General features: G+C 64.6%; 1 protein-coding gene. It reads right to left on the bottom strand.

Annotation, left to right across the window (positions count from 1 at the left end; translation table 11 throughout):
- Positions 1 to 93: 93 nt before the first annotated feature.
- Positions 94 to 551, bottom strand: a 458-nt coding sequence (locus IEV86_RS17645; protein WP_498067586.1) for a tRNA pseudouridine synthase A, incomplete at its 5' end; no start/stop codon positions are given.

Here is a 551-nt window from a genome sequence, read left to right as displayed (position 1 = left end):
CTCACAACTGGAAAGAGGAATTCTCACATGATCGCGACTCGCGGGATAAAAGGCGGCTTGATGCTTCTGCCGACGACCCGACGAACCGTCGGCCTATTCCTGGTCGCGGCGGGCCATCGTCTGGGCGTTGCAAGCCGCGTAGTCCTCGGGTGCCGGATAGCCGACCTCGGTGAGGACGAGTCCTTCGGCAGGCGTGACGAACATGGGCACATCCGGAGTCAGCCCGGCGTCCGCCTCGGCGATGAGTTCGGCCGGGCGGGTCACCGCCCAATTGCCGGATCCGACCTTGATCAATCCGCCGACGAGTGCACGGACCATGTGATGGCAGAAGGCGTCGGCGCGCAGATCAATGGTGATCACAGCATCCTGATCGCGCGAGACTCGCAGTTCGTGGAGGGTGCGGATCGTCGTCGCGCCCTCCCGGGGTTTGCAGAACGGCAGGAAGTCGTGTAGCCCTTGGACCTCGCTCGCGGCCTCGGCCATGGCTTCGGCATCGAGTTCGCCCTTGTGCCGCGGCGTCACCTGCGTCAGCAGCGGGTCGATGAATGACC

The sequence above is a fragment of the Cellulomonas carbonis genome (genome assembly GCF_014636275.1).
In the GTDB taxonomy this organism is placed as follows: Bacteria; Actinomycetota; Actinomycetes; order Actinomycetales; family Cellulomonadaceae; genus Actinotalea; species Actinotalea carbonis.
The sequence above is the reverse complement of the archived record's forward strand: the minus strand, read 5'-3'. Positions and strand labels throughout refer to the sequence as shown.